Source organism: Streptomyces sp. NPDC031466, from assembly GCF_055581265.1.
In genome coordinates this window covers 42476-65307 of sequence record NZ_JBVIJT010000004.1, presented here as the reverse complement: position 1 = coordinate 65307, position 22832 = coordinate 42476, and the positions used below count along the sequence as shown (strand labels likewise).

The window sequence follows — 22832 nt, the reverse complement described above, 5'->3', positions numbered from 1 at the left end:
ACTCATGGGGATGAGCGAACAGAGATCGCTTCGTGAGGACACGTCGGCGTGGTCGTCCGCAAGGACCAGTCAACCGATCGACGAGGGAGGCTCGGGTGCCCGCGCTCTGGGCGGGGACAGATGCGACCCCGTCGGCACCGTCGCCCACCCCGAGGCTCCGGCTGGTCGGCTACGCCCGCGTCCCGCTCGACCCGGGCACCCCGGAGGCGGGGGCCGGCCGAACAGGCCGACTGGTACGGCAAGGTGACCAGTGCCTGCCTGGCCGTCCGCCGGAATCACGCTGTAGGGCTACACCTACTGCCACTCACGGACCTCCCCGGTGAGGGAGCGGCTCTGCCCTGGCACGAGAACCTGGAGCGTAAGCCCGTCTGCGACGCGATCCGCAAGGCCCTGGAGGAGGGCCGCAGGCAATCCCCTGCGGGCCGGCGCCGGGCACAGTGGGCGGGGAAGATCACCGTGCCCGGCGGTTCGGCGGTTCCGGGAGATACGGCCGGGGGTCACACGCGCCGCAGGCGGATCACCCGGCTCGCGTAATCCCCGCCCGGCAGGCCCAGGTCAAGACCCCGGGTGGTCAGGAGTGCACCGTCGTGGACCCTCTCGCCGGCCAGCTCCTCGTACCGTGCGTCGGCGCGCAGACCGGGCAGGACCAGCGGGACGGGTGGCCGGCCGAAGCGGGACGTGGGACGGCACGCGATGATCACGTGCTCCGAGCCGTCCGGGGCCGCGTAGTGCACGCCCCGGACGCCGCCCTCCCCGGTGAGCCGGTACTGGTCCCCGTGCTGGACCAGGCCGCGGATCTCCTTGTACTCGGCCACCAGCGCGGCGGTCTCCGCCTTCTCCTGGGCGGTGAGCGCGGTCAGGTCGCCGCCGAGTCCGAGCGCCCCCGCCATCGCCACGTGGAACCGGAAACGCAGCGGTGTCGCGCGTCCGGTGATCGCGTTCGGGCTGTCGGTGACCCACGCCGACATCGCCTGCGCCGGGAAGAGCTGGCTGAACCCGTGCTGGATGCCGAGCCGGTCCACGGGGTCGGTGTTGTCCGAGGTCCAGATCTCGTCGGTACGGGCCAGGACACCGAGATCGGCGCGCCCGCCACCGCCCGCGCACGCCTCGATCCGCAGGTGGGGGTGGTCGCCGCGCAACCGGTCCATGATCGCGTACACCGCGCGGGTGTGGTCGATCCACAGCCGGTCCGGGTCCCGGTGGCCGCTCCAGCCGGCCTCGGTGACGACGCGGTTGGCGTCCCACTTCAGGTAGTCGACGCCGTACTCCCGGACCAGGCCGTCAAGTGTCCGTAGGACCCACTCCGCCGCGTCCGGCCGCCCGAGGTTCAGCATGAGCTGGTTGCGCATCTCGGTGGCCTGCCGGGTCGGGGCGTGCACGACCCATTCCGGGTGCTCGCGGTGGAGGTCGCTGTCCGCGTTGACCATCTCCGGTTCGACCCACAGCCCGAACTTCATGCCCAGCCGGCGCACCTCGTCGGCCAGCGGGCGCAGACCGCGCGGGAAGACGTCGGGGCTCGGCGTCCAGTCGCCGAGCCCCGCCCGGTCGTTGCGGCGCGCGCCGAACCAGCCGTCGTCCAGTACGAAGAGTTCGGCGCCGAGGTCGGCGGCGATCGTGGCCAGTTCCCGCTGCCCGGTCTCCGAGACGTCGAAGGCGGTGGCCTCCCAGGAGTTGTAGAGGACCGGCCGGTCCTCGTCGGGTTGGGGCAGTACGTGGGAGCGGACGTAACGGTGCCAGGAGCGGCTGGCCGCGCCGAACCCCGAGGGGCTGTAGAGCCCGGCGAAGACCGGCGTGCACAGGCTCTGGCCCGGCTCCAGTGTCCAGCTGACGCCTTCGTGCCCGAAACCGCCGCTCCAGGTGGTACGGCCCACCGGGTCCCGGGACACGGTGATGCGCCAACTGCCGCTCCAGGCGAGGGCGGTATTCCAGACCTCGCCCCGTTCCTCGTCGGCGGTTCCGTCGTCCAGGGCCAGCCAAGGGTTCGCATGGTGGCTGGTGACGCCGCGGCGGCTTGTCAGGACGGTCTCGGCTACCGGGAGCCGGTCGCGGCGCAGCTGGAACTCGCTGCTCCAGCCGCCCACCAGGTGGCTGATCCGGTAGTCGGCGCGGTGGGGGAGCGTCCAGGAGGCGGAGTCGCAGCGCTCGACGACGAGGGGCCCACGGCCCGGTCCGCCCTTGTGGTCGTCCGCCGCGTCGGTCCCGGTGTGGGTGACCTCGGTCCAGCGCTCGATGACGTCGGTGTCGCCGTGCACGCGGTAGCAGAGGGCCGCGGCGAGGGGGTAGACGCGGTCCGTGAGGTGGATCCGTAGCGTTCCTTCGTCCTCGACGCTGTGTCCGTCGAACCGCCACTGGGCCCCTCGCACCCCGTCGGAGAAGCGCACTTGGAGCCCGGCGGGGCCGAACCGGGCACCGGTCTGGATGCCCAGCTCGTCGGGTGCGGCGTCCGCGTCGAAGCTGCTGCCCGTGGGCGGCTGGGCCTCGGGCAGCGCGGCCACCTCGGAGGCTGCCAGGGGAGCACCCCAGTAGACGTGCCGAGGGCTTCCGTCCCGGCCGACGCGCAGCGCGTACAGGCTGTGGGTGGTCCGCAGCAGACCGAGGCCGGTCGCGGGATCGAAGGAGACGGGCGGGTGGGTCAAGGTGAATCCCCTTGTGGGCGACGGCAGTTGGTGCCCGACGGTAGGACGCGAAGCCTTTGGATTCAATACTTGACGAAGTTATTTATTGACCCCTAGGTTCCCCTCGTGCTTCCTGAACAGACCGCCAAGACACTGGCGGCGACACCTGCGGCGTCCGCCGTCCTGGCCCTCCTGCTGACCGAAGGCCCACTGAGCCGGGTGGAGATGGCCCGCCGTCTCGGTCTGTCGTCGGCAGCCGTCACCAAGGCCGCGCGGCCCTTCCTCGACGCCGGGTACCTGCACGAACTCGCCTCCCAGCGGACCGCACCGGGAGCCGGACGTCCGGTCAGCCCGCTGGCCGTCACCACGCAACGCGAGTTCTTCGCCGGGGTGAAGGTCATCGCCGACGGCGCGGCCGACGGCCTTCGCGGCGAGATCGTCGGCGTCCTCTGCGACCTGCGGGCCCAGGTCCGCGTGTCCCTGCGGCGGCCCCTCCCGGACCACAGCCCCGAGGCCGTCGTCCTGGAACTGGCCGCGCTCGTCGACCAACTCCTCGACACCGACACGGAATTCCGTACCCGCACCCACCATCTCGGCATCGCCGTCGCCGGCGACATCGACAGAACCCGGGGGCTGGTCCGGCAGTCGGCCGGCCTCGGCTGGCGGAACATCCCCCTCGCACAGCTCGCGGCCGATGCGACCGGGCTCGACGTCCTCGTCGAGAACGACGTCAAGGCGCTCACGGTCGCGGAGCACTGGTTCGGCGAGGGCGCGGGAACCGACTCGTTCGCCCTCGTCACCGTGGGGTCCGGCATCGGCTGCGGCATTGTCGTCGACGGCCGCCTGCTCACCGGCGCCCACGGCGTGGCCGGAGAGATCGGGCACCTCTGCATCGACCCGAACGGCGCGCGCTGCCGCTGCGGCGCCCAGGGCTGCGTCGAGACCGTCGCCGCCACCGGGGCGATTCTGGCGGCGGCCCGGGATGCGTCCGGCGACAACGACCTGGACTTCGCGCGCGCCGTGGAGCGGGCGCGCGCGGGCGACGAGCGGGTGAAGGAGGTCTTCGCCAAGGCCGGAACGGCAATTGGCCTCGCGGTCGCGGCGATGGTCAACGTCTGTGGCCCCGAACGGATCGTGGTGTCCGGCGAAGGACTCGACACCTACGACCTGTTCGAGGAACGCATCTGGGCCTCGTTCGCGGCACACGCCTTCGGAGCCGCCGCCCAGGCCGCGGTCCTCATCCGCCCCCACCCCTTCGAGCAATGGGCCCGCGGCGCCGCCGCAGTCAGCATCCAGGCCTTGTTCCCCCGGGGCAGCACCACCCGCCCACGGTGACCGCGCGCAGAACGCGCTGAACGTACGGCCGGCCATGGTGGGACCGCAGACCCTTGAGCCTGCGGTCCCACCATGGCCTTGCGGTCAGGACGGGGCGCCGTACTGGAGACCGCGCCCGTTCGGGCCTGCCTGTTACCGGAGCGTGGACCACTTCTGGCTGCTCTGGCCGTTGCAGGCCCGCAGGACAGCCGGAGTCCCGTTCGCCGTCCCGGCCCCGTCGACGTCGAGGCACAGCCCGGCATGGGCGTTGCGGAGCGAACCGTCGGAACCGGCGGTCCACTTCTGGTTGTTCTGGCCGTTGCAGGGCCACATGATGACCGGCGTGCCGTTGGTGGTTCCCTGGTTGGAGGCGTCCAGGCACTTGTCGCCGTAGACGCGGATCTCACCGCCCGCCCAGGTGGTCCACAGCTGGTTGGCGGCCGTGTGGCAGTCCCAGAGCACCGCCTTGGTCCCGGCCGCCGTGGCGGCGCCGTCCACGTCCAGGCAGCGGCCGGACCCGGCTCCGCGCAGGCGTGCGGTGGTGGAGGCCAGAGGGCTGCCGCCGGCCACCTTGAACACGGCGACACCGTGCGCGGGCACGCTCGCCGAGATCCCTCCGGAGGTGGTGGACGTACCGCCCGTCCACAGGTCGGTCAGCGTGAACGACCCGCCGGACAGGCCGACTTGGGCCGCCGAGGTGGAGACGGTCGCCGGGGAGCCGCCCCGGTTGAACAGGCCGACCGCCACGGAACCGTCCGACAACGGCTTGGCGAACACCTCGGTCGCGCCGTCGTCACGGACCCGGCGTCCGCCCGCGCCCAGCGCATCCTGGTTGACCGCGAGCAGGCGCGGGCTGCGCAGGATCGCGCTCACGTCGGCGGACATCGTGCGGATGTCGTTGCCCGCCATCAGCGGGGCGCCCAGGAGCGCCCACAGGGCGAAGTGCGAGCGCGACTCCGTCAGGGAAAGACCCGGGCGGCCGACGACCAGCATGTCGGGGTCGTTCCAGTGCCCGGGACCCGACTGCGCGGCGAGCGGGGCGGTGACGTCCAGGACGTTGCCGACGCCCATCGGGTAGCTGTTGGTGTTGTTGTTCTGCCAGATGTCGAGCAGGTCCTCGGTCGTCCGCCACAGGTCGGCGACCTCGCCCCAGTTGTACTTGTCACCGGCGGGGGAGTGGAAGCTGTTGGGGTTGATGCTGTAGACGATGGGCCGGCCCGTGGCGCGCAGGGCGTCGCGCATCAGGGTGAACTGGGCGACCTGTTGGCCAAGGGTGCCGCTGCCGGAGCACCAGTCGTACTTGAGGTAGTCCACGCCCCAGGAGGCGAATGTGGTGGCGTCCTGCGCCTCGTGGCCCTTGCTGCCGGTGGAGCCGGGGTAGGTGCCCACGCCCTGGGCGCACGTCTTCTCGTTGGGAGCCTGGTAGATGCCGAACTTCAGACCCTTGTCGTGGATGTAGTCGCCGAGCGCCTTCATTCCGCTGGGGAACTTGGTGGGATTGGCCCGAAGGTTGCCGTTCGTGTCGCGCTGCGGGTCGAACCAGCAGTCGTCGACCACCACGTACCGGTATCCGGCGGCCCGCATGCCCGAGGACACCATCGCGTCCGCGGCCTCGCGGACCTGCGCCTCGGTGATCCCGCACCCGAAGCTGTTCCAGCTGTTCCACCCCAGCGGAGGGGTGAGCGCGGGGCTGCCCGGTGCGGCCTCGGCAGCGGTCGCGACGGAGGCGGTGAGGGTGCCGGTGAGCGCAAGGGCGGTGGCGGTGAGGGCCCGCAGCAGTCGTCTGCGCAGGGAAACCATGGGAGGTCCTTCCCGGGAGGCGGAGCGGAAGCCGCTCCGCCTCCCACAAGGGGCAGGGTCACGCGCGTGCGATCACACGCGCGCGGGTCAGCGCCGCAGGGTGAGCAGGGCCGGCCGGTAGGGCAGCTTCAGGTAGTCGGTGCCGTCCGAGGAAGGGGACCTGCCCTGGTAGAGGAACTGGAGGTTGCAGGGGTCGACGGTCATCGTCTGGTCGGGGTTGGTGCGGACGAGGTCGCCGTGGCTGATGTCGTTGGTCCAGGTGGCACCGCTGTTGGCCTTGCCCGCGAAGGGGCTGTTCTCGCTGCCGGCCTGGACGGTCCACGGACCGTTCAGACTGGAGGCAGTGAACGAGCGGAAGTAGCGGCCGCCCGCCCCCCTCGCCTCAACGATCATGAGGTACTGGTTCTGGCCCTGGACCTTGTAGACCTCCGGCGCCTCGAACAGCTTTTCCTCGGTGTCGCTCATCACCGTCGTGTACGACGAGCCGAAGCTGCCCGGGAAGTTCCCGATCGGCATGGTCGACTTGAAGATGCTGCCCTTGTCGTTGGCGAAGAACAGGTACATGTTCTGACCGTCGGCGATCACGGTCGGGTCGATCGGGCCGCCAGTGGGGAGGCTGCCGGTGAACAGCGCCTGCGGCGCGGACCAACTCGCGGGATCGGTCGGGTCGTTGGACGTGCGGTACGTGAAGGGCCAGGCGGTGCCCCACCCGTTCGATACGAGCACCCATATCTTCTTGGGGGCGAAGTAGAAGAGCTTGGGCGCCACCGCGGACCCGCTGATCTTGGTCTGGCCGGTCGAGGCCATGTCCGACCAGTTCGTGAAGGGCCGGAACGCCGTCGCGCCCCACGACGTCCCGTCGGAGGTCGTCGCGTAGACCAGGTGCCGGCCGTTGTACGTCACCGTGGTGAAGTCCTTGAGCGCCACCTGACCGTTCGCCGGTTGTGCCAGCGGACCGGTCGACGTCCACCGGTAGGCCGACGGAAGAGAACACGAGGTGGGCGTGCCGGCCAGGCCGGTCCACTTCTGGGCGCCGGCGCCGTTGCAGTTCCACAGCTGCACCACCGTGCCGTTGGCCGTGGCGCCGCCGCTGACGTCCAGACACAGCCCGGACTCCACGGCGACGATCGTGCCGTCGGCGTTCACCCGCCACTGCTGGTTCGTACCGCCGTTGCAGGACCAGATCACCGGCCGGGTGCCGGCCGTGGTCGCGTGGCCCGGGACATCCAGGCACTTGTCGCCGTACACGGTCAGTTGGTTGCCGTCCGTCAGCGTCCACTGCTGGTTGGTCCCGCCGGAGCAGTCCCAGATCTGCAGGCCCGTGCCGTCGGTCCGGGCGGCGCCCGGTACATCGAGACACCGGTTGGAACCGGCACCGCGTACGGCACCGGTGGTGGCCGCCTGAGAGGGACTGACGACGAGCGTCGCCGCGGCGATCAGGGTCGCGAGCACCACGGACAGTTGTCTGCGGCTGAAACGTAGCCTGCGCAATTCGGACCTCATTCGTTGAGTGAGCGTTCCCGGTCCGGCCCCGCCCATGGCTGTCTGGACCGTCGACCCGGTGGACCCTCCTCGCATCGCCCTTGACCGATATTTCGAACGTGGGCCGATTTACCGGACGAGGAGTGGCGCCGAACGTAGAGGGTGTCTCGTGCGGAAGTCAACGCATGTGACAGGGCGGCTTTTTGAGGCCCCGGGACGGGGGGTCAGCCGCTGGCCAGGGTGGTCCACTTCTGCTGGGGGCCGCCGTTGCAGTCCCACAGCACGAGCTGCGTGCCGTCGGCCGTGGAAGCGCCCGGCACATCGAGGCAGCGGCCGGACGCGGGGTTGCGGTAGCCGCCGTCGTAGGGCTGCCAGACCTGGTTGGGGCCACCGTGACAGGACCAGAGCTGCACCTTGGTGCCATTGGCGGTGGCACCGCCCGCGGCGTCGAGGCACTTGCCCAGGGAGCGCAGGGTGCCGTCGGTGTAGGCCGACCAGTACTGGTGGGCCCCCTCCCCGCAGCTCCACGTCTGGACGGCGGTTCCGTCGGCGCTCTGGGCGCCGTTGACGTCCAGGCACTTGCCTGCCACGCCGGACAGCACGCGGGCGGGCGCGGGGGCGGGATTCTTCAGCCACCCGGCGCTGTCCGCGGACCGTACGCCACGGTGGAAGGCGTCGGCCATCTTCTGGTAGCCGGAGTCGTTGGGATGCAGCGGGTCCGCCAGGTCGGCCGTGGTCAGACCGCTCATGTCGACGAACGCGACGCGTTTGCCCGCGGCCTGCGCGTCGCTGACGATGCGGCGGGTGGCCTGGTTGTACGTACCCCGGAACCGCTCCTCCGAGCTGCTGGTGGACACGACCAGGGAGGCGACGAGGACGGTGGCGTCGGGGACGTCGGCGGTGATCCGGCCGACCAGCGACCTCAGCCGGTCGATGGCGCTGTCGACTTCAGAGGCCCCCTGGAGGTCGTTGGTACCGATGTGCAGTGTCACGACGTTGGGCCGGTAGCGGGTCAGCGAGGCGTCGGCGAGCGCGGCGATCTGGTCGATGCGGTACCCGGGGTGGCCCTCGTTGTCCGGATCGGACATCGAACCGCTCCGCACCGTGCCCACGAAGTCCAGCGGATGGCCGTCCGACGCGAGCCGGTCCCGCAACAGCGCGCGGTAGCCGTTCCCGGTACTGCTTCCCGCACCCCAAGTGATCGAGTCGCCCAACGGCATGATCCGCAAGGGCGTGGTGGAGGCGGCGGAGGCCGGGGCGACGCCCGTTGCCGTCACCCCGAACGTGACAGCGACAAGCGCGATCAGGGAGAGAAACCAGGACCTTTTCATGCAGTCTCCTCAGTTGTGTGAGCAAGTGCTCCAGCAACGGGGCCGGCCACCGTCCGGCCGCACTCCCGTGCACGGGGACGAGGTACGAGCCTCGCCCGGATCGGGCGTCAGGCAGGCTCCCCGTACTGCGCTCCGCGTCCGTTGGTGGAGACGTAGACCCGCCCGTACACCCGCGGGTCACCGCTGATGGCGGCTCCGGTCCAACCCCATTGGTGCTGGTCGTCGTTGATCCGCGTCCAGGTCTTCGCCCCGTCGTCGGAGCGGTGGATGGCGTTGAGGCCCTCCACGGCACCGACCAGGTAGATCGCCGGGTAGGACGCACCCCGCGCGGCCTTGCCGAAACCCAGGGTGTGCGCGGCACGGCAGCTGCCGACCTTGGCGAAGGTCGCGCCCGCGTCGGTCGACCGGTGAAGGCCGTCCCCCTTGAGGCCGAGCCACAGGTCACCGGAGCGGCCCGGAGCAGCCGTCAGCTGGAACTCGCTGTCGCCCGTGCTCAGGCCACCGGCTCGCGCGGTGAAGGTCCGGCCGCTGTCGGTGCTGGCGAACACCGTGCCGGTCATGGTGTCGAAGGCGTAGAAGCGGGCCGGGTCGACGGGATCCGCGACCGGAGCGGCACCCTTCGGGAAGGAAGCGACCTCGGACCAGGTGACGCCGTTGTCCGTCGAGCGGAATCCGGGGTTCGCCGCGCCGAAGGACCACAGCAGCACGCTGCCGTCGGCGTTGGTGGCGATCGGCCCCGGCGCGTCCTTGGCGTGGGCGGGTTGCGCGCCGAAGGGCGCCCAGGTTCTGCCGCCGTCGTTCGAGAAGGCGCCGTTGCCCTCGTTGCCCCAGCCGGCCCGGACCACGTACGACGGCTTGCCCGCCGCCAGCGACAGGCCGGTGCAGGTGGCGAACACCGGGTTCGACGCCATACCGCGCGACGGCGACGCCGTGAGCCGCTCGTGGTACATCACACCAATGTCTCCGGACCCGCTGAGCAGGTGCGCCTCACCTGTGGGCGGCGAGACCAGCTGGCGGATGGACGCCTCCTCCAGACCGCGGATCTGCGGGGCCCAGCGCGTGAGGTCGCGGGTGCCGTAGAGGGTCGCGCCGGTGCCGTAGACGACATGCTGCGAGTCGTACGGGTCGAGGGCGAGGGCCTGGATCCACCAGCCGAACTTGGGCTTGTCCGTGCCCCACTTGAGGTAGGGGGTCTCGGAGACGTCGAGGACGGCCCTGTCCTTCAGGGACGTCCAGGTGCGGCCGCCGTTCGTGGAGCGGAAGACGGTGTCCGTCTCGGCCCAGCGGTTGTTCGTGGAGACGACCACCGTGCCGGGGCGGCGGGCGTCGACGGCGACGCCGCCGTAGCCGAAGGAGTCGACGGACCCGTCCGTCGAGGTTCCGCCCGGCTTCACGGGCGTGACCTCGGTCCACCTGCCGTTGTTGGTGCGCAGCTTGTGCACGCTGCCGTCGGACTGGCCGTTGGGCCCCGGCGCGTTGGCGTACGTCACGTACAGCTCGCGCGTGTGCCTGTCGTACGCGGCACGGATCGGCACCTTGGCCGCGGTGCCGGTGGGCTGCCCGGGGACGGCCTCCCAGGTCGTGCCGTCAGAGGTGCGGTACAAGTGGGGACGGCCGGCGGTGCCGTCGGAGTCGCCCCAGCCGGCGTAGACCGTACGGCCCACGGCGACGAGGAACGTGACGCCCTGACCGGTGGCACTGGGCGAGGCCGGGAAGCTTGCGGCCTGCCAACTGGAGCCCCGGTCCGCAGACTTGAGCAGGCCGTCGTGCCGGGTGCCCAGCCACAGCGTGTCGCTGTCCCGTGGATCGACGAGCAGCCGCTCTCCCGTACCGCGTCCGTCCTCGTTGCCGCCCAGCTTGACGGTGAGGTCGGTGCGCTTCCAGGTGGCACCACGGTCCTCGGAGCGCAGTACGGCCCCGTTGCCGGCCCACGACTGCGTGTACGCGCCGAGGGCGAGGTACAGCCGGTCCGGGTGGGCGGGGTCGACGGCCAGGGCCTCGACGCCGAGCAGGTTCCAGTCGTCCCAGCCGAGATGATCGGTGAGCGGGACCCAGCGGTCGGTCCGGTCGTCCCAGCGGTAGGCGCCACCGATGTCCGTACGCGCGTAGGCGAGGCCTCGGCGGGAAGGGTGGAAGAGAACACCGGTGACGAACCCGGTCCCGCCCTGGACGACGTTGCGCCAGCGGTAGACGGGGCCCGCGGCCTCGGCACCGCTCCCGGCTGCCTCCGCACGTCCTTGCAGGTTCGGCAGGGCAGCGACCGAGGTCGTGGCAGCGGTCCCGGCGAGTACGGTTCGTCTGCTGAGGTGGAATGCGCGCATGACTCTCCTCTTTCTACGCGGACAAAGGGGAAGGCGACGCACCCGGGAGGGGCGCGGGGCGTTAGCGCGCTGCGGCTCCGCCACGTGTACCCGACCAGCCACAACGCAGCCACGGACAGGCGGGTGCCTCGGTGTTCTTCCGCACCAGCGGGATGAGCGCGTCCGGTCACTAGCTCGGTACACGTATTCGAAGCGCTTCGACTTGGCTGCAAGGCTAAGTGAACGCCCAGGGGCGTTCAAGGGTCGGTACAGAGATTCCTCGGGTACGAGATCTGCTTCGTACCTTGCCGCACGGGCCACTTGGACCGGGGTATCGCGGGCCACGCCGGCGAAGCGGTTCACCGACCTGGTCGGCGAGCCGCCACTGGCCCACCTCGCCCGCTGGCGCATGACGCTCGCGGCGGACCTGCTGACCGAGCGCGAGACGATGACTGTCGCGGAGGTCGCCCGCGCCGTGGGCTACTCCGACGCGTTCGTGTTCAGCGCGGCGTTCACACAGTTCCGCGGCATCAGCCTCAGCGCATATCGGTGCACCGCAACGGCCCTACCCCAACCGCGCGCCGCGCGGCAGATGGAGGTCATCACCAGGGCTGCACGGAAGAGGACTTGAGTCCTGGCCCGCTGGGCACCGGTTGCCTGGTCGACCGTGGCGAGGCTCCGGAGGCTGGGCTGCGTACGACTGGCCCCAGGGGCCCGGAGCAACGAGATCAAGCGGCTGTGCGGGGACTGCTGCACCGCGCGGATCGCCCGCCGGACAAAGGGGCCCCTGCTTCGAGCGGGAGCGCATGAACGCGGTACGGCACCCGCTCGGCCGCGGGCAGAGACGAGGAACACACGCGACAATCCCTCGGTCAGTCGCAGCGTTCAATCGCCTCGCATGGGTGGCATGTGGATCTGATTCCTCCGACGCACTTGTGCGGATGAGGATTTGATTGGTCGCCCTGCTTGTCGAACGAGAAGGTATGTCGCTAACCTCGCGGCTAGTTCAAGCGCTTCGACACATCAATGCAGAAGAGCCGCCGCAGTAGGGCCGATGCTCTCCGCCGGATCGCCGCGACAAGGCGCAGGCCACGCGAGCAGGATCCGACCACACCGAGAAGGCATCGGCCGACAGCGCCGCCAGTGAACAAGTCCGCACGGTGGAGGAAGCATGAGCAGACAAAGGCGCCACTTCGCGGTCGCGGCCGCCCGCCCGGCGCGGGCGACACACGTCGGCAGGACTGGAGGGTGGTTGAGGAAGGCAGCCACAGCGGTCGCTGTGGCCCTCAGCGTCATGGCGGGCGGCCTGACGTTCGCATCACCGGCGTCCGCGGCGACGCTGACCCGGGTCGACGACTTCGGCCACAACCCGACGAACCTCCAGATGTACGAGTACGTGCCGGCCAAACTGCCCCGTCATCCGGCCGTGCTCGTGGTCGCGCACTGGTGCACCGGATCCGGCCCTGACATGTACAACAACACCGAATTCGCGTCACTGGCTGACCAGTACGGATTCATCGTGGTCTACCCCTCGATCACGGGTGACATCAAGTGCTGGGACGTCGCGTCGGACGCCGCGCTGAAGCACGATGGCTCCAGCGATCCGGCCGGCGTGATGTCCATGGTGCGGTGGGAGATCGCGAAACGCGGTGCCAACCAGCATCGGGTCTACATGACGGGCATCTCCTCTGGCGCGATGCTGACCAACGTCATGCTCGCCAACTACCCGGACGTGTTCAAAGCCGGGTCGGCGTTCATGGGCGTGCCGCACCACTGCTTCTACACCGGCACCTTCCGCGGCTGGAACAGTGACTGCTCCACAGGCAACATCACCAAGACCCCGCAGGAGTGGGGCGACCTGGTCCGCGGCGCCTACCCTGGCTACACGGGGCGACGGCCGCGTATCCAACTGTGGCACGGCACCCAGGACGAGGCCCTCGACCACCACAACCTCGGCGAAGAGATCAAACAGTGGACCAACGTCCGCGGTGTCAGCCAAACCCCGGTCTTCACCGACCAGCCCCAGTCGAGCTGGACAAGGACCCGCTACGGTAACGCCAGCACGCAACCACCGGTCGAGGCCAACAGCTTCCAGGGGTACGGCCACGAGTTGCCCCAACCCGGCATGGCACTGCTGGCCCTGAAGTTCATGGGCCTGGCACCCTAGGTCGATGGGTGCTTGTCACCAGGCGTGGGCTCAAGCCATGCGCTGGACATGGCCGGAACTGAACGTCTGGAACTGACGGCGGTGCCAAACCAACAGGGGCGGCTCAACAAGGATGGAAGAATGGCGCTGTCCCCGGAATCCGGACTGCGCCTCCACAACATCAGCGCGCGCACAACTAACTACGGTGGCAGCGGTTCGCGGTGATGTCGATGTCGCGGCAGAACTCGACCATGGTGAACCCGTGGATTTCCCGGGTGTGCGCGCTCCCGTGTCCTCACAGCCGGGGCTGAGCCGAATACCGGGTGAGTGGCTCCATTGCTCCCTCCTGCACGCGGTCGGTGTCTCCGCCGCCGATATCGACGTCGACGCGCTCGTGAGGAGCGTGCGCGCACACATGCAGCAAGTGCACCGGCTGGACCTCGGAGGCGGTGACGACAGGCGACGGCCGCCACTCGCTGGCCTTCGATGTCAACGGGGGCTGGTCCGGGGACAGCGACGCGGTGACAGAGGCTGAGTTCTGCGACTAAGGCGTGCTTTCTAAGCGGCTGACACGCCTCAGGCGCTCAGGACGGCGAACAGTCCTCGCTCGCGGGAACCGTCCGGGGTCTGCCAGACCCCGGCGACGTGGCCGATCGCCTCGGACGGCGCGACGGCCGCGTCGTCCTGGGCGGGGCGCAGGACGCGCTGGAGACGGAAGGTCATGCCCTGCGGCGCGGGCAGCTCCGTGCCCTCCTGGTCGTCGGTGGCGGAGGTGGTGAAGTCCGGGGTGAGCGAGGAGCCGTCACCGGCGTAGGAGCGGGTGACCTCGCGGTCGAGGACGTCACTGATGGTCTGGTCCTGGGCCTGGACCCGGCCCTCGACGAGCGCGAGCAACTGGGCGGCGAGGACGGGGTCGTGGCCGCCGTCGTAGGCCCAGCGCGGCCCCAGTACGCCGTGCTCCATGGTGCCGACGAGCGCGTGCTCCGCCCCGTCGAGCGGGGCGCCGCGATAGGTCAGCGGCACCAGATAGGTGGTCGGTCGGGCGCCGGAGGTGTCGGTGACCACGATGAACTCGATCCCGACCGCCCCCTCCGGATCATCCAGCCGAAAGCCGCCGGCCTTGGCCAGTACCGGCTCACCCGCCCCGAGGTACCACGGCCGCGAAGGCAGCCAGGAGGTGAGCAGCTCCAGCTTGGTCGGCTTGAGCTCGGTCCGGTGAATGACGGCCATGCCGTTGATTTCCTTCCGTTGAACGGGCGCGCCTACGCGCCCGGGATGGCGAGGGGCGAGGGGGGGGCGCTACGGCTTGCGGGCCACCGCGCCGTAGGCGTCCACGGCCGTCGCGTCCTCCGTCTCCGGGCGCCAGCGCGTGACCTGCGCGACGCCCGGCTCCAGCAGTTCGAGGCCGTCGAAGAAGGCGCCGATCTCCTCGACACCGCGTACGTAGTAGGGGATTGCGCCGCTCATGTTGTACTCGTTCGACGCCGCGATCATGCCCTCGCTCGTGGTGGTGGAATCGCTTATCACCAGGTAACTGCCGCACGCCATGCCCGACATGAGCTGGGAGACCAGGTCGCGGGCCTGCGCGTGGTCGGCGACATGGCCGAGCGTGTTCAGGATGATCAGGGCGACCGGCCGCGAGAGGTCCAGCGTCTTCGCGGCCTCCCGCAGGATCGCCTCGGGGTCGTAGAGGTCCGCGTCGATGTACGCCGTCTCACCCTCGGGCGTGCTGGTCAGCAGGGCGCGGGCGTGGGCGAGGACCAGGGGGTCGTTGTCGACGTAGACGATGCGCGCGTCCGGGGCGGCGTGCTGGGCGACCTCGTGCGTGTTGTTCGCCGTGGGCAGGCCCGTGCCGATGTCGAGGAACTGCCGCACCCCCTGCTCCGTGGCCAGGTGACGCACCACGCGGCCGAGGAAGTGGCGGCTGGTGCGGGCCACGTCGACGAGTCCGGGGAAGATCTCCTTGATGTGGTCGCCGAGTTCGCGGTCCTTCTCGTAGTGGTCCTTGCCGCCGACGAAGTAGTTCCAGAAGCGTGCGGAGTGCGGCTTGCTGGTGTCGATGCGCGCGCGGACGTGGGCGGCGGAGCCGAGTTGGGGGTCGTTCACTGACACGGGAGCCTCCTGGGACCTACATCAGGTAGTTCGACGATCAAGCGCCAATCTAGACGCTCCCGTGACCGGGGGAGTCGGCTGCCCCGCGATGGTTCACCAGAACCCAACTACCGGCCCCGGATCACCGCTCAACCACCTCGCGGAAGCGTGCATGTTCCGGGAGACTGAGAGGGGCGGCAACTCGGGGGCAAGGGGCGGTAGTTGAGGTCACGTGCGGTGTTGTTGCTGGTCGTGTTCTGCGCGGTGCTCTGGCCCGCCCGGGCAGGGGCCGAGGAGAAGCCCGGGGGAGGACGCGAGAAGCCGGTGGACCGGTGGTGTGCCACCGCGGGCCTGGACAAGGCGAAGGCGAGCGCCGCCATCCGCCTCTCGCACGGCGGCACCGTCCACACCAAGGTGAGCGCGCGGCTGACCGTCCACGTTCCGTACTCCTGGCGGTACACCAAGCTCCTGCTGCTCGGCGAGGACACGAGCGGCTACCGCCGGGCCATGGGCTGCCTCGCCCGCCCCTTCTCGACGCAACACCGCTGGTGGGGCGAGTGGCGGCCGAAGGGAAGCCCGCGGGTGACCGCGGAGAAGGGCGGCCTGCGGGTGATGCTCGACACCTTCTCCTGGATCGACGAGGACAACGGCTGGTTCGCGCTCGGCCCCTGGAAGATCGAGCAGGGCACGGCCCACTGGCGGCTCCTCTTCGAACCGGCCCCCGGACTCCACCGCGTGAACTGGACGGAGATCCTGGTCGACCCGGGAGCCGCCCGAGCCGAGTCCGCCCGGCCGGAGCCCACCACGAGGGAAGGCGCCACCGCGTTGGTGTGGCGCCCCGAGGGCGAGGAGGCGCCGCCGCCCGTCACCGTGCGGCTCGCACCGGGCTGGCAGCGCTCGTTCGCGGCGCAGGACGACCGCTTCCTGTTCGCCAATCTCCACCACGGCGGCAATCTGGCCTGGACATTCGTGATGTCGGGACTGATGCTGTACGCGGCCGCACGGCTACGGCTACGGCTACGGCGGCGTGCCGGGGCGAGCTCCCTCGAAACCCGCTCCGCGCGGATGCTCAGTGACTGGGCGTGGGTCTCGGCCGGCACCGTCATCGTGTTCGACGGCGACACCATCGCGCTCCGCTGGCTGAAGGCCCTCGGTGACGACGAGCTGTGGACGGCGAGAGAGCCCCGCCTCATCTTCGCCGCCTCGGTCTGTACGGCCGCCCTGCTGCTGGCCTTCGGACGGCCGCCCCGGCCCGTCATTCGCGCGGCCCTCGCGCTCACCGTGCCCGTGCTGGGCGTGGCCTTCCAGCCGGACCTGTTCGGCCTGCCCGACGACCTCGACATCAGCGGCGGAACGTCGCACTTCGCCTTCTGCTCGCTGTGTGTCGCGGGCGGTTGTGCCCAGGCCCTCACCTTCCTCGCGTTCACCGCCGCCGCCTGGCGTCTGGCCCGCGAGGGCGAGCTGATCCCGCCGAGCAGGAAGACGCCGGGGGCGCCGCGCGAGCTGCTGCTGCGGTACGCGGGCCCGGTGATCGTCGCCCTCACCCTGGTGGTCGGCGCGTGCTACTTCCTGGCTGTCGAACGCAACTGGCAGCGAGCCGCCTGGCTGAGCCGGCACACCGAAGCCCTGTACGGCCTCCAGCACCGCGGTGAACTGCGCTGGCACGTCACGTGGTTCATCGTGAACAGCCAGAACTGGTGGCTGCCGGTGTGGATCCTCACCGGACTCGCCCTCTTCGCCGCGCTGCGTGCCGTCGGCACACGGTCTTCCCTCGTCACCCCGTCCTCCGGCGCCGCCCGGACCAACGACTCATCCGCCGAAGAGCCCGAGGACCGACTCCTCCTCCTGCTCTTCTTCCCTGTCGTGGTCGGCATGAGCCTCGGCTACCTCGACAACAACGCAGTACTGATCGCCCTATGGATCTTCTTCAACATGGCGGCGCTGCGGCTGGCCATCGCCGTCGGTGCGCGCAGGGCCGTGCTCCGTCGCGCCCTGGAGCCCTCGGAGGAACGGCTCGGCGTCACCATCACCGCCGCGCGGCGCGCCGACATCCTCGGCCGGGCCCGCCGCTACCGCGAGATCCACGCGAAAATGCGCCGCCTCGACCAGGGCCAGTCGGACGACGACATACTCCAACGCCGCCTGCTCGAACAGGAGGTGCGCGGCCTGCACGCTTGGACCGACAGCACGGGCGCCACCGGCCGGCTGCCCGCCCAGGTCTCGGTTGTCGACGTGGCACTCGCCCTCGGCCCGTGCGACACCTGGTGGGACAACGGCCGCAGGGCCGCCGCCCTCGCCTGCTTCTTCGGAATCCCGGCGAGCGCGGTGGTCGTCTGGTCGGGATGGATCCGCGGCGACCACTGGCGCACCAACCTGTACTACGGCTTCGGCCTGCCCGACACCGTCGAGGGCTTCCTCCTCTGGCAGACCTGCTGGGCGGGCGCGGGCCTCGTGCTCGGCGCACTGTGGCGCTGCCTGCCGGGACGGCGCGGCCCGGTGAAGGCGCTGGCCGTCGCCGCGGCCTTCGCCCTGCCTGCCCTGCCCGAGGCGTGGGGCAACTTCGCCCTGGACCAGGGAAACGGGGACCTGGTCCTGATCGTGGTGACGATGCTGCCCGTGCTCACCCTCACCGGAATCGCCCTCGACCTGGAGATCTTCCAGGGTGAACGCCGCTTCTGGCAGAGCCGGTTCGGGCTTCTCTTGTCGATCTACCAGATGCGGTACTTCTCGCTCCAGCTCGCCTATCTGGTCGCCCAGGCGGTGGCACTGGTCACGCTCTGGCAGTTCTTCGCCGACACCGGCGGGGGACCACCTCCCAAGGAGTTCGAGGGCGGTGGCGGGCGGTGACGGGCAGCGAGAGAGAGCAGGTCACCAGACCTCTTCCACCCACTCCGGGTGGTCGATGAACGGGTTCCTGTTGTGCTGGAACTGGTCGAGTATGCGCTGGCTGCGGTTCTTTTCGAAGGTGTCCGGCAGGTCGGTGTGACATGAGGACCATCGACTGCCCCCACGGTGGCTACCACAGGAGCGTCTGCCGAGACCGCGCTCCGTTCTTCGCCGAGGGCGCCACAGCCGGGGCACCCCAGGAGACCCAGGCGAAGGCGACGTCGGGGCGCTCGGCGCTCGTCAACGCCTCGTGGAACGGCGCAAGTTCGGGCTGAATGTCCCCGTTGGCGGCGCCGCGAGGATTTCGCTGAGCTCCCGGACCGGGACGCGGTTCTTAGGGCCGACGCGCCGGATTCCTTGGGCTCGCCGTGCCGAGTGAAGATCGGATTCACGGACCTTGTTGGCCAGTTCGACGGAGTGCGGGCCCAGTGTGGACATCAGGCAGAAGGCGGCCGCGAGCATCGGCTGCATGATCTCGTCCGCGACCGGTTGGGTCTTGTTCTCGTCTCGGCCGCTGGGCATCTCGACGACGGCGCAAGCGGTGGCGCCGCCCCAGGGACGCAGCTCGGCGGGGACGCGATCGGCGGTGCACAGGTCGCGGTAGTTCACCAGGTCGACGACGACCTGGGCGGCTGATCTCCTGGTCCCGTGGCTCTGCTCACCGACGGCGGCCCCGTGCTCGTCGAGAACGTAGCGGCGGTGAGCCAGGTATGTCTCGCAGTCCCGGGTGGTGATCGCCTGCAGGCTGATGGTCTCTCTTTCCCTTAGCCCAGTTGAAGAAGCGGACGAGTTCGTCGAGACGAGCGCGGCAACTGGTGACGTGGAGAGGGTTGCGGAAGGCGCGGGGCAAAGGGGCGACCGACTGGTGGCGGGGTGTGAGCATCGCCAGGAGAAGTCCCTTGGCCACCAGTCGCCAACGCGAGTCCGTGATCAGAGTGAAGTCGAAGCGCCTCACCGAGGGGCTCACCTGGGTCGGCTAGCCGATGACGTGGGTGAAGTCCCAGATGTCGTCCTCGAACGCGGGGTGAGCGGCATTCTCCGGCAGGGCCAGACCGGCTCCGTCGCAGACGTCGGCGCCCGCAAAGACGGCAGAGCGTCCACCTAAGACCGGAGCGAGAGCGGTGTTCATGTGGTCGTCTCCTCAGGTCGCAGGGGAAGTTCGTCGTCCCGATCGACGACGTGGGCGGCGGCCGCGGTGACCACGGCCGGATCGAAGCGGTCCAGGACCTGCTGGATGCGGGCGGCGTAAGGGCCGAAGGCCGCCTTGAAGTGGGCGGCGGGCATCTGCTGCCACTGCCGGGAGAAGAACGCCTTCATCCGCAGCAGATTGACCGCATGCCGTGGCGCGAACACCGCCAGGGGGCACAACAGGCAAACCCAGGGCCGGGCCGAACAGGGCTTGCCCTTGGGGCCGTGCAGTCCGGACATCTGATCGCCGCAGGCAGCGGTGAACACATCCCGCTGCCCGCCGACGAGTTCAGCGATCACCTCATCATCCTGGGCAAGGTCCGCCACCAGCTGCGGATAGCCCTCGGCCAGGGCGGCGGCCTCTTCCTCGGTGATCACCGTCGGCGGATGCGACCTGTGCAGCAGGTCGTGCTGGGCGTCTTCGATCACGGCCTCGACCGCACGTTGCTGGGCAGGTGTCGCGGCCGTCAGATAGTGGTCGCCCTCAACGGCGGGAGTGCGGTGTTCGGGTCGATGGCGGCCCGGCCGCTGCCGGTCCATGCGCTCTTGTCCCGGCCCGAAGAGCGACGTCAGCCGTCCGGCGCACGGGCTGGTCACGAACCGCACGGTCGCGTATCCGCGGGCGGTGGTGCGAATTGGGCCGGGCGGCCGATGGCGACGTCGAGCAAGTCCACCCGGACGTCGATACCCAGGGCGTGCTGGATCAGGACCCCGAGCTGTCCGGCGGCGAGGCGGGCGCCGATCTCGATGACCGTGCGCCGCCCGTCCGCAGCGACGATGACCTCGGTGTGCGAGGCCCCGTGCCGGATACCCACCGCGCCGATCGCCGCGCCAACTTCCCGGTACACGGCGGCCTCGATGGCTGGGGGCAAGTCGACGGGGAGGCCGTGCCCGGTCTCGACCCGGCGTGCGCCGCCGGTCACCTGCTTGCGCGTGACGGCGAGGTGCGTCGTGGTGCCGTCCTGGGTGAGAGACTCGACGCTGTGCTCCGTCCCGGCGGCGTACGCCTGGACCAGGACGCCCGGGTCGCCGCCGCTTCCGTACATGCCGACCACCGCGCGGGCGGCATCGGCGGCCACTGCCGCACAGGCCGGGCCGCTCACCACCGTGACGCCAGCGGAGCCCGCACCGGACAGCGGCTTGATGACGCACGGGAAGCCCACCCGCGGGACCGCCAGCGCGGCCCGCTACCCGGCCGAGTCCCGGACGAGGACTGTGTACGGCGTGCGCACCCCGGCCGCGGTGAACGCCTCGGCCATGGCGGCCTTGTCCCTCGCCGCCCGTACCCGGACCGGATCGTTGCCGGGCACCGCCAGCTCGGTGCAGAGGTGCGCGGCGAATTCGGTCAGGTACTCGTTGACGGTCAGCACCGCACCGACGCCGCAGCGGCGGGCGTACGCGGCGAACTCCTCGACAGCCCGGCCGGGCCGGGCAAAGTCGGTGACGACCCGCCCGGCCAGCAGGCCCTTCAGCTCCGGCCCGTGGTCCGCGTACGCCGCGGCGGTGGTCGCGGCGTGGACCTGGTCCCCGCGGGCAACGGCCGCCGTGGCGAAGAGACCCGCCTCGGGGCCGGCCGCGTCGAGCAGCAGCACGCCCGGGAGGCTCACGATAGGTAGTCCTCGAAGCCGCCGGCGCGGCGGGTATCCAGCGTGAAGCAGATCACCGGCCTTTCCGGTAAAGACACTTATCTTACGGGGCCGATGTCGGCACTACGCTGCGATCATGGATGACCCCGTGCTCACCGCCCGCGAACTGGTGCGAGACCGATTTCCCGCTGCCCGGGCGGCCTTCCTCGCCGGCAGCGTGCTGACCGACCGCCGGACGCCCACGTCTGATCTGGACATCGTGGTCCTCTTGGACGGACCGCCCGCCCCCATTCGGGAGAACCTGGTATATCGCGGCTGGCCGGTGGAACTGTTCGTGCAAACAGAGGCCGTCTGGCATAGTTTCGCCGATCAGGAGACCGCGAACCGGCGTTCGCCGCTGCTGGCCATGTGTGCTGACGGCATGCTCCTGGTGGACACGGATGGGCTGGGCACTTCGCTCCAGGACGAGGCGCGAAGGCGTTGGGCTGCGGGCCCGCCCCTGCTCTCGGACCGTGAGCGCGACTACCAGCGGTACGTCCTGACGGACTTGCTCGATGACCTGTGTGGCTGCGCGGACCCTGCGGAGCGGGTGTACTTGGTCTCGCACATGTTGCAGTGTGCCTCGGAGCTGGTCCTGCTGGTCAGCGGGCACTGGCTCGGCGCCGGCAAGTGGTTGTCGCGGCGGCTGGCTGCGGCCGACCCCGGGGTCCACCGCGCGTTGTCGGAAGCTGCCGCGCAGGCGATCGCTGGGGACGCGAAGGTCTTCGCCGAGGTCGTGGCAGAGGTGCTGGACAAGTCTGGCGGCCCCCTGTGGGACGGGTATGCCATCCGGTGAGTCGGTGGGGCGCGATGCCGGAGGAGTACCTGGAGGACCGCACGACCGACCCGGCAACGTGGCTGCGCACACCCAAGAACCTGAACCGGCTCGCCGCCTTCACCCGCACCGCCGACACCCGCCGCGCCATGGAGGACGGAAAAGCTCCCACCGCCCATCCGGCCAGTCCGGTCGACCAGCACCGCCAGGAGCACCAGCAGCAGCGCCAGCAACCCGACCCCGGCCAAGGCCAGGGCCTCCGGCCGTGAAGCGCCGTGCGGGCCGCACGGCGGAACGCACGACGCAGTCAACGCACCAGGCGCCGGGCCGCGACCGGTCGCTCACCTGGCTGCGTAGGTCAGAACGGGTTCAGACTGACCGGCAAATGGAGGGCGGCGTCGCCTGGCAGCGGCGGACGACGGGGGATGGTTATTCGCCCGTCCACCGGTTGCGGTCATGCTCTAATCGCCGGATGACGAAGATCGAATCAGAGCTGATACGACGTTGGCTGAACGGCTGGACCGCGGCTCGCTCTCTGCCCGAAGCCGAGCCGGTCGAGTCCGCCGGGGACGGCCTGCGGTCCAAGTGCGACCAACCCGGCCGCGAGGTCGAAGTGTTCGCGCTGCGTGCGGACGAGGAGCCGGAGTCCTTGGCACGGCTGGCGGCAGCCGTCGGAGCCGCGAAGCAGACCACCTGGCTCACGGTACCTACGCTGCGCCCAGGCACCGTCGAAGCCGTCGTCGGCGCCGCCGGACTGGAGTTGCTCCACCGGTCCGAGTGGTTCATGACGACCGATCTGACCGAGCACCCGCAGCACGCGCCCGCCGCGCCGTACGAACACGAGGTCCGCACGGAGGGGCCAGTCACGGTCGTCTCCCTCCATGACTCCTCCGGAAAGGTGGCGGCGCGCGGCACCATCGCTGTGGTCGGTGCCGATGCGATCGCCGATCGCATCGAGACGGACGCGGCGCACCGCCGACGCGGCCTGGGCCGCGCCATGATGAGCGCTCTGGCGGAGGTCGCCGTGGCCCAGGGCGCCCGTACCGGTCTTCTCATCGCCAGTGAGGAAGGCCAGCGCCTCTACTCCTCCCTCGGCTGGCGCCACGAAGCCGACGTCCTGATCGCCCGGGGGCCGGTGGTTCCCTCCAACCGGTAGGAAGGACGACCCGCAGCCGCCGACGATGCACCCGGCCGACCTCGTCCAGTACCTCGGCCTGTACGCGGCGTGGGTGATCACGCCGCGCGGCTCCACGGCGACGACCGGCCTGGAGCTGATGAC

General features: G+C 70.2%; 18 protein-coding genes and 2 pseudogenes. 7 read left to right on the top strand and 13 right to left on the bottom strand.

All coding sequences use genetic code 11. The features are described 5' to 3' along the window. Positions 1 to 497: 497 nt before the first annotated feature. On the bottom strand, positions 498 to 2636 hold the full coding sequence (locus ACZ5GP_RS09210) for an alpha-galactosidase (protein WP_468750220.1): 2139 nt from the start codon (positions 2634 to 2636) through the stop codon (positions 498 to 500). Between the two features lie 105 nt (positions 2637 to 2741). On the opposite strand from ACZ5GP_RS09210, the gene ACZ5GP_RS09205 reads away from it, so the two are divergent. Beyond that, on the top strand, positions 2742 to 3950 hold the full coding sequence (locus tag ACZ5GP_RS09205; RefSeq protein WP_468750219.1) for an ROK family protein: 1209 nt from the start codon (positions 2742 to 2744) through the stop codon (positions 3948 to 3950). Positions 3951 to 4082: 132 nt separating this feature from the next. On the opposite strand, the gene ACZ5GP_RS09200 is transcribed toward ACZ5GP_RS09205, so the two are convergent. The 4 genes from ACZ5GP_RS09200 to ACZ5GP_RS09185 all read right to left on the bottom strand — a co-directional run bounded on the left by ACZ5GP_RS09200 (position 4083) and on the right by ACZ5GP_RS09185 (position 10863). Continuing rightward, the gene (locus ACZ5GP_RS09200) at positions 4083 to 5729 is read right to left on the bottom strand and encodes a glycoside hydrolase family 27 protein (RefSeq protein ID WP_468750218.1); all 1647 of its coding nucleotides are present in this window, start codon (positions 5727 to 5729) and stop codon (positions 4083 to 4085) included. An 87-nt stretch (positions 5730 to 5816) separates the two neighbouring features. Beyond that, positions 5817 to 7220 carry a non-reducing end alpha-L-arabinofuranosidase family hydrolase gene (locus ACZ5GP_RS09195; RefSeq protein WP_468750217.1) on the bottom strand — a complete coding sequence of 468 codons (1404 nt, stop codon included), beginning with the start codon at positions 7218 to 7220 and terminating at the stop codon, positions 5817 to 5819. 215 nt (positions 7221 to 7435) lie between these two features. Beyond that, positions 7436 to 8542: a ricin-type beta-trefoil lectin domain protein gene (locus tag ACZ5GP_RS09190; RefSeq protein WP_468750216.1), complete on the bottom strand. Its 1107-nt coding sequence runs from the start codon at positions 8540 to 8542 to the stop codon at positions 7436 to 7438. A 107-nt stretch (positions 8543 to 8649) separates the two neighbouring features. After that, positions 8650 to 10863: a 1,4-beta-glucanase gene (locus ACZ5GP_RS09185; RefSeq protein WP_468750215.1), complete on the bottom strand. Its 2214-nt coding sequence runs from the start codon at positions 10861 to 10863 to the stop codon at positions 8650 to 8652. A gap of 280 nt (positions 10864 to 11143) precedes the next feature. On the opposite strand from ACZ5GP_RS09185, the pseudogene ACZ5GP_RS09180 reads away from it, so the two are divergent. Beyond that, positions 11144 to 11473: pseudogene (locus ACZ5GP_RS09180) on the top strand (helix-turn-helix transcriptional regulator); the annotation flags it as partial. Between the two features lie 648 nt (positions 11474 to 12121). Then, positions 12122 to 13009 carry an extracellular catalytic domain type 1 short-chain-length polyhydroxyalkanoate depolymerase gene (locus tag ACZ5GP_RS09175; protein WP_468750214.1) on the top strand — a complete coding sequence of 296 codons (888 nt, stop codon included), beginning with the start codon at positions 12122 to 12124 and terminating at the stop codon, positions 13007 to 13009. 555 nt (positions 13010 to 13564) lie between these two features. Here the strand turns inward: ACZ5GP_RS09175 and ACZ5GP_RS09170 are convergent. Together ACZ5GP_RS09170 and ACZ5GP_RS09165 are read right to left on the bottom strand one after the other, a co-directional pair. Continuing rightward, positions 13565 to 14218: a maltokinase N-terminal cap-like domain-containing protein gene (locus ACZ5GP_RS09170; protein WP_468750213.1), complete on the bottom strand. Its 654-nt coding sequence runs from the start codon at positions 14216 to 14218 to the stop codon at positions 13565 to 13567. 69 nt (positions 14219 to 14287) lie between these two features. After that, positions 14288 to 15100, bottom strand: a complete 813-nt coding sequence (locus ACZ5GP_RS09165; protein WP_468750212.1) for an SAM-dependent methyltransferase — start codon at positions 15098 to 15100, stop codon at positions 14288 to 14290. Positions 15101 to 15301: 201 nt separating this feature from the next. Here ACZ5GP_RS09165 and ACZ5GP_RS09160 point away from each other — a divergent pair, with 201 nt between their 5' ends. Beyond that, a complete protein-coding gene (locus ACZ5GP_RS09160) occupies positions 15302 to 17926 on the top strand; it encodes a DUF6185 family protein (protein WP_468750211.1) in 2625 nt (874 codons plus the stop codon). A 21-nt stretch (positions 17927 to 17947) separates the two neighbouring features. Here ACZ5GP_RS09160 and ACZ5GP_RS09155 read toward each other — a convergent pair. The 6 genes and pseudogenes from ACZ5GP_RS09155 to ACZ5GP_RS09130 all read right to left on the bottom strand — a co-directional run. Beyond that, positions 17948 to 18058 (bottom strand): annotated as a pseudogene (locus tag ACZ5GP_RS09155) (ribonuclease); the annotation flags it as partial. 147 nt (positions 18059 to 18205) lie between these two features. Then, a complete protein-coding gene (locus ACZ5GP_RS09150) occupies positions 18206 to 18574 on the bottom strand; it encodes a hypothetical protein (RefSeq protein WP_468750210.1) in 369 nt (122 codons plus the stop codon). Positions 18575 to 18941: 367 nt separating this feature from the next. Continuing rightward, positions 18942 to 19094, bottom strand: a complete 153-nt coding sequence (locus ACZ5GP_RS09145; RefSeq protein WP_468750209.1) for a hypothetical protein — start codon at positions 19092 to 19094, stop codon at positions 18942 to 18944. Then, on the bottom strand, positions 19091 to 19693 hold the full coding sequence (locus ACZ5GP_RS09140) for a hypothetical protein (protein WP_468750208.1): 603 nt from the start codon (positions 19691 to 19693) through the stop codon (positions 19091 to 19093). Before ACZ5GP_RS09140 ends, ACZ5GP_RS09145 begins: the two co-directional genes overlap by 4 nt. A 53-nt stretch (positions 19694 to 19746) precedes the next feature. Next, positions 19747 to 20316, bottom strand: coding sequence for an ATP-grasp domain-containing protein (locus ACZ5GP_RS09135; protein WP_468750207.1), 570 nt, complete (start codon positions 20314 to 20316; stop codon positions 19747 to 19749). Positions 20317 to 20340: 24 nt separating this feature from the next. After that, positions 20341 to 20760, bottom strand: a complete 420-nt coding sequence (locus ACZ5GP_RS09130; RefSeq protein WP_468750206.1) for a hypothetical protein — start codon at positions 20758 to 20760, stop codon at positions 20341 to 20343. 115 nt (positions 20761 to 20875) lie between these two features. On the opposite strand from ACZ5GP_RS09130, the gene ACZ5GP_RS09125 reads away from it, so the two are divergent. The 3 genes from ACZ5GP_RS09125 to ACZ5GP_RS09115 all read left to right on the top strand — a co-directional run bounded on the left by ACZ5GP_RS09125 (position 20876) and on the right by ACZ5GP_RS09115 (position 22709). Beyond that, positions 20876 to 21574 (top strand): nucleotidyltransferase domain-containing protein, encoded by a 699-nt coding sequence (locus ACZ5GP_RS09125; protein WP_468750205.1) that lies wholly within the window; start codon positions 20876 to 20878, stop codon positions 21572 to 21574. Between the two features lie 14 nt (positions 21575 to 21588). Further along, the gene (locus ACZ5GP_RS09120; RefSeq protein ID WP_468750204.1) at positions 21589 to 21822 is read left to right on the top strand and encodes a hypothetical protein; all 234 of its coding nucleotides are present in this window, start codon (positions 21589 to 21591) and stop codon (positions 21820 to 21822) included. Between the two features lie 203 nt (positions 21823 to 22025). Continuing rightward, positions 22026 to 22709: a GNAT family N-acetyltransferase gene (locus tag ACZ5GP_RS09115; RefSeq protein ID WP_468750203.1), complete on the top strand. Its 684-nt coding sequence runs from the start codon at positions 22026 to 22028 to the stop codon at positions 22707 to 22709. Positions 22710 to 22832: the final 123 nt, after the last annotated feature.

Coding starts and splice junctions, on each gene's coding strand:
- ACZ5GP_RS09140 (WP_468750208.1), bottom strand. CDS start 19,693: ATGGACCGGCAGCGGCCGGGCCGCCATCGACCCGAACACCGCACTCCC.
- ACZ5GP_RS09145 (WP_468750209.1), bottom strand. CDS start 19,094: ATGAACACCGCTCTCGCTCCGGTCTTAGGTGGACGCTCTGCCGTCTTT.
- ACZ5GP_RS09125 (WP_468750205.1), top strand. CDS start 20,876: ATGGATGACCCCGTGCTCACCGCCCGCGAACTGGTGCGAGACCGATTT.
- ACZ5GP_RS09170 (WP_468750213.1), bottom strand. CDS start 14,218: ATGGCCGTCATTCACCGGACCGAGCTCAAGCCGACCAAGCTGGAGCTG.
- ACZ5GP_RS09190 (WP_468750216.1), bottom strand. CDS start 8,542: ATGAAAAGGTCCTGGTTTCTCTCCCTGATCGCGCTTGTCGCTGTCACG.
- ACZ5GP_RS09120 (WP_468750204.1), top strand. CDS start 21,589: ATGCCGGAGGAGTACCTGGAGGACCGCACGACCGACCCGGCAACGTGG.
- ACZ5GP_RS09185 (WP_468750215.1), bottom strand. CDS start 10,863: ATGCGCGCATTCCACCTCAGCAGACGAACCGTACTCGCCGGGACCGCT.
- ACZ5GP_RS09200 (WP_468750218.1), bottom strand. CDS start 5,729: ATGGTTTCCCTGCGCAGACGACTGCTGCGGGCCCTCACCGCCACCGCC.
- ACZ5GP_RS09115 (WP_468750203.1), top strand. CDS start 22,026: ATGACGAAGATCGAATCAGAGCTGATACGACGTTGGCTGAACGGCTGG.